Here is a 10,358-nt window from a genome sequence, read left to right as displayed (position 1 = left end):
AAGGTTTCAATTAATTTGTCCATGCTCTTTCCTTGGAGGTATCTGTTCCTTTTGGTCGAATGATCAGATCGGGGAACGAGCAATTAGTTCCTCTGCCAGCTCAGTTTCTTATCCAGAGTTCAGGTTAGATAATATTTTTAATCAGTATTTGCGCTTTTTGATTATCTTCCAGACGATCAATATAAGATTTGTCCAATTTAACAATGTCTAATGGGAAATTACACAACGAACTAAAAGAAGAATAACCGGTACCAAAATCATCGAGGGCAAGTTGCACTCCTAGAGCTTTAATGGTTTGCATCCGTTGAATGATATCTTCTTCTGCACCCAATAAAATACTTTCTGTTAATTCAAGCACCAGTTGCCTAGGATGCAGTTGGTAATGATGAATCAGACGTTTTAATGTATCAACTAAGCTATTATGATGAAAATGTGGACTGGAAATATTGACATGAATACTCAAATGATGACTTTCATGGTGAGGTAAACTCTGAATAAATTGGCAAGCTTTATCAAGGATTTGCTCTCCGAGCTCAACAATTAATTTTCTCTGCTCAGCCACAGGAATAAAAACTTCAGGGAAAAGCAAACCAAGCTGTGGATGCTGCCAACGAGCAAGCGCTTCAAAACCTACTAATTCACCCGATGAGGCTTTTACAATCGGCTGATAATAGGCCATAAATTGGCCTTCTTTTAGCGCAGAGATAATATCTCGATGTATCACTAATAATGTCTCTGCGCGTTGAGTATCTTCTGCACTGACCATAGTGACAAATACACTGGAGCGATGGTGAGTCGCCGCATAATCAGCACCACGAGATAAACGCTCAAAATCCTTCACTCCAATAGACGAAGAGACTAAAGTCGCTTTTAAGCCAAGATCGCACTCAATATCTTCTAGCACAATTTTCTGGCGATAAATCGTTAAAATGCGATTGCCCTTTTGTATTAACTCATCTTGGGAATCCGTACTCAATACCATAAAGGCATGCTCACTCACCCGTCCTATCGAGAGATCAGGAAATGTATGTTTTAAAGTCGTCGCAAGATGCTGCACAGCCCTATCATAATAATCATGACCATATACCGCCTCTATCTCTTTTAATCGTGCTGCGTATAAGTAAAGAATACTAACCGGAGGGTGATTAAGTAATAATTGATTCGCATTGTCCACCAACGTAGGACGATTTAATAAACCTGAAACGGGATCATAATGGGTTAAGGTTTGGATTAATGCCGCTTGCTGCTTTTGCTCACTGATATCCTTCACCGATAACATAATAGACGTTTGATCACGATCATTGAGTAACGCCGCTTCCACCGAACAGATGATCTCAGTACCATTACTGCGCTTCATGGCTGTTTCAAAGTGATGCTGCCCTTGACTGAGTAAACGATAAAATTGATCGGAGCCACATTGAGTATTGTGGCATCCACAGATACTGCCTATCGGTTGCCCAATCAGTTGCTCACGTTGAAACCCTAACAACATTAACAAGGTAGGGCTGACATCCACGATGATCTTATCAGTTAATAGGATCATCCCAACCGTATGTCCATGGTATAATGCGTCAAATTTTTGTAGTGTTTCTTGCAGTTTTTCTTGAGTTTGTGTTGAAGACTCTGCAAGTGCACTCACCCATTGAGTAATACGATCAAACTCATCAGTGTGTTTGTTCTTTATCGGAGCATCGACCGAGCTTAATAAGCTTTGCATCCCCTTCTCAAAATAACTAAATCGTTTACTGACGGTTATCCAAAAAATACCGTACATTCCTAGAGCAATAGCACTTGTAACCACCGTCATCACTACGATCAAACGAAAGAAAACTATTTTCGCTTGTTGAAAATACATTCTGGGTTCTATGGTTTTTAAGACACCAATCGGCTCATTTACAGCGCTTTTAAGTAGAGAATAATGCGTTAAAAACTGTTCTGTTCGCTCAATGACCAATGAAGGTTCCGAAACACTCACCTCTGTCCACCATGTTAGTGCTTCAGAATCGGTAATCAGTTGATTGTCAGCCATTAAAATCGCTTGATAACGTTCAGGAAAACGTGCGGTCAAATCTTGAGCCCAAAGCATCCAACCGACCATGTCACTTTGACCACTATTATCTCTTACTGATGTGAGGCTTATAACCCATAGTTGCTGATCAACACGAATAAGACCGGAAAAACTTTGTTTATCACTATCTCTTCGTCTTTCCATCAAATGTAAATATTCTGTCACACTGTCCGAATTCAGCATTTGATCGGTAATGTGGCTAACCTCTGAGTCTGAAAAGCGTCCATAGGCTAACGAAAGCGTTCCCATCGGCTTAAGAAACACCATAATATCAACACCTAAAATATCTAGGCTTTCCTGTGTTAAATTACGTTCGACGTAAACCGTATCCTTATCAATCAAAAACAAATAAGTTTCATCCCAATGAGCCCAATCATAAGAGGCCTCTTCTTGACTCTTAATAATTGATTCAATTACCGATGAGGCCTGAGTGCTCGCTCGTCTAACCTCCATATTTTCTAACTCATATAAGCTATATAAGAAAAAATACCGAGTCAGCAATAAACTACTGAGTACTACGCCAACTAAACCTAGAGCAAAAAGTAAAGCTGTCTTTATTTCTAAATTAACCTTACGGATCATCGTCGTCTCTTCATTAACATCGCTCTTAGATATCCGATTTTAGTTGCTAAAACCGACACGTAACGTGATATTGCTCCACGATAAGTTAAGTATCCGACTAAAACCATCCATTTCACTTATTTCAATACCAACAGTATGGACTATCTCTGAACATTTTTCCGTTATGAGGCCTATGCCGTTGAGGTTTTAACGATCGATAATCGAGTGTTACCTTATGCCGCAAACGTTTTCTTTTTCATGCTGTTCCAGTATCATTGCCGCTGTTTTTATCTCTCAAGCGAAAGTCAATGTCATCTGGGCATTGAGTATGAATAAGGATTCTTTATGTTGGGAACGGCTACTCTCAATAGTGCAACACGGGTGCTATTACTTGGTTCAGGCGAACTCGGTAAGGAAGTCGCTATTGAATGTCAACGTCTTGGTTTAGAAGTCATTGCTTGTGATCGCTATGCGAATGCCCCTGCAATGCAAGTCGCACATCGCTACCATGTATTCGATATGCTTGATCCTCAAGCGCTGCAGCAAGTCATCGAGCAAGAGCAACCTCACTATATCGTGCCTGAAGTGGAAGCCATCGCCACGGATAAGCTGCTCGAATTAGAAACACAAGGTTTCACGGTTATCCCAACCGCTAAAGCGACTCAATTGACGATGAATCGAGAAGGCATTCGCCGTCTCGCGGCTGAGCAGCTATCGCTACCAACCTCCAATTATCAATTTGCTGATAGCTATGAGCAATTCGTGCTCGCTGTCGAGCAAATTGGCTTACCTTGTGTCTGTAAACCGATCATGAGCTCTTCTGGTAAAGGTCAAAGTGTTTTAAAAAGCCCAGAAGATATTGAACAAGCATGGCACTATGCTCAACAAGGCGGACGTTCAGGTGCAGGTCGAGTAATCGTCGAAGGTTTTGTTGATTTTGATTATGAAATCACCTTATTAACGATTCGCGCTATCGATGGTGTCCATTTTTGCGCCCCTATCGGTCACCGACAAGAAGAGGGTGATTATCGTGAGTCTTGGCAGCCACAAGCAATGTCCGAAAATGCCTTAAAAGCCGCTGAATATGTTGCCGAGGAAATTGTTAATGCGCTTGGTGGCTATGGATTATTTGGTGTTGAATTGTTCGTCAAAGGCGACCAAGTCATTTTCAATGAGGTCTCCCCTCGACCACACGATACTGGTATGGTGACGATGATTTCGCAAGATTTATCGGAATTTGCACTGCACGTGCGGGCTTTTATCGGTTTACCCGTCGGAGCGATAACTCAATATGGGCCTTCAGCTTCAGCCGCTATTCTTGGTCAAGGTATCTCAAACAACATCCAATTTTCAGGATTGGATGATGCGCTGAGTGTACCAACCGCTCAGGTTCGTCTATTTGCGAAACCTGAGATTAATGGGCGTCGTCGTTTAGGTGTCGCTTTAACACGTGGTAAAACGACGACCGAAGCCACAGATCGAGCCATAGAATGCGCTAAAGCGATTAGTATTGAGTACTAATCGTATTACTGTCACTCAACAATAAATCGTGTCGATAACAAAAACAGCGTTCTCATTATGATCAGTAATGAGAACGGCAACACTATTTGATTTTTTCTATCGTCTCCGCAACGTACACCGCACCCTTACGTATTTCTTCAATCAATGTTTTGGTAATACTTAACTGGTTATTACACTCTGTCACCTTGGAACGCACACTGTCTAAACTCGCTTCTGAGGTTGTCGTTAATTCGGTATTTCTTTTTACAATGGCACTGATTTCATCGGTCGCTTTAGAGGTGTTGGCTGCAAGTGAGCGGACTTCATCGGCAACGACCGCAAATCCACGGCCATACTCGCCAGCCCTCGCCGCTTCAATCGCCGCATTCAACGCCAATAAGTTGGTTTGATCAGCGATACTAGAAATGGTGGTCACAATTTGCACAATCTGTTTAGATTGCCCAGCTAACTGCCCCATTAGCTCATTGGCTTTATTGACCGTAGCTTCAATATCTTGTGCACTAGCAGCCGCATCGGCCACCATTTTTGAACCATCATGAGTTAGAGAAACCGTTTCTTGAGAACGCTGCTCGGCAATCAGAGTCGCCTCTTCTATCCGTTTTGACCTTTGTATTCTATCGGTTATATCACTAGCAAATTTAGTAACTCGAACGATCTTACCTTGATCATCAAAAATCGGATTGTAGGTCGCTTCTATCCAAATTTCCTCACCATACTTAGTCAAGCGTTTAAATAATCCTGATTGAAACTTGCCTTTCGCTAATTCGCTCCAGAATTTAGGGTGTTCTTGATGAAATGATTCATCGCAAAAAATACGATGATGTTTACCGACAATCTCATTCAATTGATAACCAAGTGCCGTTAAGAAATTTTTATTGGCTTCAATAATTGTCCCATCCGGTGTGAAAGAGATCACCGCCATCGATTTATCCACAGCATTAAAAACGGCCGCCTGCGAATCTAATTTTTGTTTCGCTTTAGTCACATCACTGGCAATTTTAATCACCTTATAGACTTTACCTTGCTGATTTTTAATCGGTATATAGGTCGCTTCGATCCAAATTTCTTGCCCGCTTTTGGTTAAACGACTGAACGTTCCCGATTGAGATTGCCCTTGAGCAAGCTGCTGCCAAAAAGTTGAGTAAGCAGGTGAATCACTCAGTTTTTTAGCACAGAACATTCGATGATGATGCCCTTTAATCTCTTCTAAACCATACCCTGTGACTTGTAAGAAAAGCTTATTCGCAGATAACACTTCACCTCGGGGGGTAAACTCGATGTAAGCGGTATGATTACCGATTGCCCCAAGAATATCGCCCGCAGCGATTAACTGGTCACGCTCTTGAGTAACTTGTTTTAATTGTTTGGACTGCTGATTAAAAAACATAAAACGATCCTTATTATCTACGGCTAAGGCTGAGGCTGAGGCTGAGGCTGAGGCTCAAAATAGAGCCTAATTAACAAATCCTTGATTACAGTTTATATCATTATGCCGAAAAGCCTTGGCTCTTTATGTTTTTATTAACCAGACCTCTTCAGCAAAATAACTGACTCCTTTTTTGACGCTTTCCGGATTCTGTGCATCCACTTCATCACGAGCTAAACGTTGGATATCAAAGCCATTAAATAACTGACGAATTTCTTGTTCATTAACACTAAATGGTGGGCCACTGCGCTCTTCTTGAGGGTAATCCAAACTGATCAGCAATATTCTACCTCCCGGCTTCAGTAAGCTTTTTAAGCGCTCAGCATAGTGTACTCGCATCTCTTCTGGGAGAGCGATTAAGGCCGCGCGATCATAAATAATATCAACCGGAGTCAATGGCGCGGTAAAAATATCCCCAGTATAAAGAGTCAGTTCATCAAATTGATAACTCTCATGCTGTGCAGACAGTTGAGTCACTAATGGCGTATAAAAATGTTCAGCAAAAAAGGCTCTTACTGCTATTGGGCTAAGCTCAACACCTTGAACCTCATCATGTCTAGCGGCTAGCCAGACTAAGTCTTCACTTTTTCCACACAAAGGAACAAAAACGTTATCACTACGTTGGGGTAACGTCGCTGACCAATATTCCATGAGTAATGGATTAACGTCATCAAGATGGAAACCAAGCTGATTCGCCGCCCATTTGTTATGCCAAAATTCTGGATCTCTCATTTTTCTCAACCATTGTATTATTCAAAGACGACTAGCTTACTGATACGCTAAAGTACGCAAAAGGCTGTATTATGCTGTTGTCATCAATAGGGCTCAACATCAAATGTGAAGGATATACATTTCTTTACATTCGAATGCGGAACTGTGGACCCAATCAAGAGTCTCAACACTGTGACCAAAGCCATATTATTGAAATAGAGAAGATACTTTAGGTTGAATTCGTTTCAGTCACCCCAACTTAAACCTTAGTGGCTTCTGTTTGTTGTTGGATTAGCGTTCTTTTAAGTCCTTCTTTTGACCTAAACAACGCAAGCTAAGGAGAATGAATGAGTCTATTGCTAAGAACGACGGCCCTCATGCTATTCATGTTAAGCCGAGCCCCTGCCTTCGCCGCAACCATTCCGGTCAATGTATCGTCTCAAACGCCCCAAGGAGAATATCAAAATGAAATCAATGCCCAACGCTTTAAGCATAGTTTAAGTGGTTTATACGGTATCCAAAGCACGCATCACTCGGTCATCCAACCATACAGTAACTTTGATGAACTTTATCAAAAAGCGAGTGACGCTCAACTAGAGCTAGAAGCCTTATGTACTGGTACTGCAATGCTCACATCGGCTCAAGCCCTATTTTCTGGAACTAAATCTCGTTCAAGAGCGCTCGAAAAAATCGCATTAGAACTCAATGGCCAACCAGAACGAATTACTGATTTAGCACGCGCGACCATCATTGCTGACGATGTACCAAGTTTAGTCGAAGCTTATGAGGTGTTAGGACGCGAAGCGAGGATCGTGAAAGTAAAAAATCGCTTTAAAACACCAGCAGCCTCTGGCTACCGTGATTTAAATCTCTTAGTCGAATTACCAAAAAGTAAAATTATTGCCGAAGTTCAATTGCACTTAAAAGCCATCGCGGAAGTCAAAAGTGGCCCAGAGCATGCTTTATACGAACAAATACAGCATATCGAACGTAACGCCAGCCAAGAGCAAAGACAACTGACCGATTGGGAAGTAGCCAAAATCCATCAAATTCGCCATCAATCTCTCAACTTATATCAACAGGCTTGGCAGCCGTACATTACGACAAATATCCAAGCGGCTTAATTATCTCGATCACAATAAAGAACGCAGAGTCTAGATGGCTCTGCGTTCTTTTGTTGATGTTTTGTCTATGAACTCGTTAGTTTTTGAGCAAACTAAACTGAGTTCAATGATTTTTATCGTGATTAATCGAAATAAGCCACTAAGTCAACATTCTCACCTCGTGCTTGCGCATCCAAAGTGAAGTAGATATAACCGGCTTTTTCTATTGGCATCGATAGATATTCATGACTGTCTGATCGCACAGAGTTCCATTGATAGTCATCTCTACTTGGCCATGTGACTTGGCTTGCAAAGAGATCAACATTATTCGTGGTGGATTGTGTTGGCGTCATCCATATTTGGACACGTTGAACACCTTCAGGGACGTAAATCGCTGCATAACGACGCTGATTCACCATTAAGTTCTGTTTGACCTCAGCCTCAAGGCGTATCGGGTTCAAATCGTCAACTTCATGGCTTGGGGTGCTAGTTTGGTCATATTGGATCTGTGCCAATAGCTTGACATCAGAAAATGCCGCTCTCCCAGTGACACTAATATAATAACGACCAGCTTGTACATAACCATCCGCTTGAGGCTTAAAACTTAATCTCTCATTACTACCAAGGGCAACATTACTGAATTGATAATCATAATAATGAGCGACTTTTTCATAACTCATGTATAAGTCCGCATCACCTTGCCCATCAATCGTAACCTCAAAGCTTAACGTGCGCTCAGGAACATCAATATAATAGAGTTGCTCAGAAAGATAATTACCGTGCAATATTATCGCTTGATTAGCCTCTAACTCTATCGGTTGTGCCTCTTGTGGCTGCTCAGGTGTTGGATCAATCGAGGGTTGCTCATCAATATTTAAGGTATCCAACCAGCGCGAAAAGTCCTCATCATATTGAGTACCTAATTGTTTCACCACTTCTGCCCACTGTGCATATTGACCTTGTCTTGCCAACGCCAGCAAGCGATCCACCTCTTGAGGATGCACTTCTAACATATAGCGCACTGCGAGATAACCCCAACGATAAATACGATTAGTATCGTGAGAATAGGTGGTCGCCATAACATCAGAAAGGCTCATTTTCCCCTGTTGAATCGTGCGAATAGCAGCATCGTAACCTTGTTTATAATGCATGTATTCCGCAAAACCTTCTAACCACCAGACAATATGTCCATGAGCAAGGTTTTCGCCAAAACCGCCATATAAGTTAAATCGTCCATCCAAATAGTGGACATATTCATGTTCAAGGTTAAGAATTGATAGCGCATCTTCACCGTTAGCATAGCGATAAGCGATAAATCGTGCTCGATTATTCGGCTCGGCTGGATTGCCCTCTAGATACTGACCACCATTATCCGTCGTGTTATTAAACAAAAATGCGGAATAATCGACGTAACTTTGGTTATTCGCAAACACCACAACTTCTACTTTGTCATTCAAATCGTCGGCTACCGGTAGACCACCGCTGTTGATAACCTGATGGAAATCTTGCTCTTTCGCGTTGAGAACCGAACAGACTTCACGCTCTTGTTGTATGGTCAAATCTTGCGAACGAACAATCGCTGGGCCATCACATTGGTGCCAATTAGGTAATATACGCGCTGCTAGGTTATCTTTTTGCGCTTCTATATTTATATCGGCAATCGCTTCTGGGGCGAAGTGCTGGAGCATCTCTACCGCTGCCAACCATAGCGTTTCATGTTCACTACCTAACGGGTAACGTTGTAACGTATCCAGCATCACTTGTTTCGCTTGTTGGCGAGTAACTAACTGAGAGGAAGCCAGTAACCGTCCTGTTTCTCGAATCGCATTAAAAACTAAAAATTTTGCGTCGGTGGTTAATGCCCACTGATTGTTTTGCGCAAACCGCTCCAAAGTATCAATATGTTGTGGATTGTGAGCTAAATATTGATAAAACTCATCTCGTCCGATATGACCGGCCATAGCTCTAAATAAATTATTTAAGCCATCAACCCATTGAGTATTTTGCGCAGTATCGGGGGTAAAGTGCTCTAATAACGCCATCATACTGTCCATCGTCAATGGCAGTTGTTTAATGCTATCCGCCATCAAACTCATGTTTTTAAAGGCACTAACTTGTTCTCGGCCTTGATTAACCACATGAGGAGAGCGCAGAAACTGATTGATTGTTTGTGCAATTCGCTCGTTTAATGCTTGAGAAAATGGCTGATGTTCACCTTGGGCATAAAAACGCACATAATAAGCAGCACGAATAAATTCACTTAAATTATTAATGATCTTCGCTTGATCCGCCTGCCCTTGATACTGACCAACGTGAGTCATTAAGTCACGCTGAATGGCTGCAATACTCTGCTCGCTGTATAAATCGTTGAGGCTATCTACTCCAGCGCTATACCATGAACTATAGCAAGTGTGGTCTGCATGTTTAATACTGGCTAACCGATCATCGGCCTGAGCTAATTCAGAAAAATAACAATGGTTATCAGCTAAACTGGCCGAAGAAAAAGCCAATAAACAGGCTAGCATTAATGGATGTTGACGACGTAAAGAAAAAGGAACCATATAACTCACTCCAAAGCGTAAGTGAGCTTTCCTAACGACTTGGATAAAAACCTAATTAGGTACGCCATTCATAGAAGGCCATTCTATAGCCTATTAAGACGGTACAGACATTAGTAGCATCCAGTTGCTTAGGTAAGCTTAAACTTAGGCGCTTTATTATTGATTGAACAGAGGCGTGGTTATACGGATAACGGCGGGGATATGAAACTGGGTTTATTTGAAAACAAGAGACTGCTTCCAAAACAGAAGTTAAGAAAGGCTTTTCTATCAACAGGTTAAGTAATCGAGTAGGAGGCGGGATCACTCCCGCCGTCCTCTCACACCACCGTACAAGCGTGGATCGCATACGGCGGTTCCGAATAGATTTTCAATGTTTCATACCCTTCCAACAATGAGTATAACCCCAA

At 41.9% G+C, this 10,358-nt stretch carries 6 protein-coding genes and 1 pseudogene; 2 read left to right on the top strand and 5 right to left on the bottom strand.

The window, feature by feature from the left end:
- Nucleotides 1–124 precede the first annotated feature (124 nt).
- Nucleotides 125–2,650: an EAL domain-containing protein gene (locus FKQ60_RS16695; RefSeq protein WP_249374304.1), complete on the bottom strand. Its 2,526-nt coding sequence runs from the start codon at nucleotides 2,648–2,650 to the stop codon at nucleotides 125–127.
- A gap of 324 nt (nucleotides 2,651–2,974) precedes the next feature.
- Here FKQ60_RS16695 and purT point away from each other — a divergent pair, with 324 nt between their 5' ends.
- Entirely contained in the window at nucleotides 2,975–4,150 is a 1,176-nt protein-coding gene (purT, locus tag FKQ60_RS16690) for a formate-dependent phosphoribosylglycinamide formyltransferase (protein ID WP_170905407.1), read from the top strand.
- A gap of 82 nt (nucleotides 4,151–4,232) precedes the next feature.
- Here purT and FKQ60_RS16685 read toward each other — a convergent pair whose 3' ends face one another.
- A complete protein-coding gene (locus FKQ60_RS16685; RefSeq protein ID WP_170905406.1) occupies nucleotides 4,233–5,537 on the bottom strand; it encodes a PAS domain-containing methyl-accepting chemotaxis protein in 1,305 nt (434 codons plus the stop codon).
- 123 nt (nucleotides 5,538–5,660) lie between these two features.
- Nucleotides 5,661–6,308 carry a thiopurine S-methyltransferase gene (locus FKQ60_RS16680; RefSeq protein ID WP_170905405.1) on the bottom strand — a complete coding sequence of 216 codons (648 nt, stop codon included), beginning with the start codon at nucleotides 6,306–6,308 and terminating at the stop codon, nucleotides 5,661–5,663.
- Nucleotides 6,309–6,634: 326 nt separating this feature from the next.
- Here FKQ60_RS16680 and FKQ60_RS16675 point away from each other — a divergent pair, with 326 nt between their 5' ends.
- Entirely contained in the window at nucleotides 6,635–7,411 is a 777-nt protein-coding gene (locus FKQ60_RS16675) for a RelA/SpoT domain-containing protein (RefSeq protein WP_170905404.1), read from the top strand.
- Nucleotides 7,412–7,533: 122 nt separating this feature from the next.
- Here the strand turns inward: FKQ60_RS16675 and FKQ60_RS16670 are convergent, their stop codons facing one another.
- Complete coding sequence (locus tag FKQ60_RS16670) at nucleotides 7,534–9,951, bottom strand: M9 family metallopeptidase (protein WP_170905403.1); 2,418 nt, start codon at nucleotides 9,949–9,951, stop codon at nucleotides 7,534–7,536.
- A 317-nt stretch (nucleotides 9,952–10,268) separates the two neighbouring features.
- Nucleotides 10,269–10,358 (bottom strand): annotated as a pseudogene (locus tag FKQ60_RS17825) (RNA-directed DNA polymerase); the annotation flags it as partial.

This window comes from Vibrio sp. A11 (assembly GCF_013048705.1).
Classification (GTDB): Bacteria; Pseudomonadota; Gammaproteobacteria; order Enterobacterales; family Vibrionaceae; genus Vibrio; species Vibrio metschnikovii.
The sequence above is the reverse complement of the archived record's forward strand: the minus strand, read 5'-3'. Positions and strand labels throughout refer to the sequence as shown.

Excerpts from the sequence above, each read along its gene's own strand:
- FKQ60_RS16695 (WP_249374304.1), bottom strand. The coding sequence starts at position 2,650 with ATGATCCGTAAGGTTAATTTAGAAATAAAGACAGCTTTACTTTTTGCT.
- FKQ60_RS16685 (WP_170905406.1), bottom strand. The coding sequence starts at position 5,537 with ATGTTTTTTAATCAGCAGTCCAAACAATTAAAACAAGTTACTCAAGAG.
- FKQ60_RS16680 (WP_170905405.1), bottom strand. The coding sequence starts at position 6,308 with ATGAGAGATCCAGAATTTTGGCATAACAAATGGGCGGCGAATCAGCTT.
- FKQ60_RS16675 (WP_170905404.1), top strand. The coding sequence starts at position 6,635 with ATGAGTCTATTGCTAAGAACGACGGCCCTCATGCTATTCATGTTAAGC.
- purT (WP_170905407.1), top strand. The coding sequence starts at position 2,975 with ATGTTGGGAACGGCTACTCTCAATAGTGCAACACGGGTGCTATTACTT.
- FKQ60_RS16670 (WP_170905403.1), bottom strand. The coding sequence starts at position 9,951 with ATGGTTCCTTTTTCTTTACGTCGTCAACATCCATTAATGCTAGCCTGT.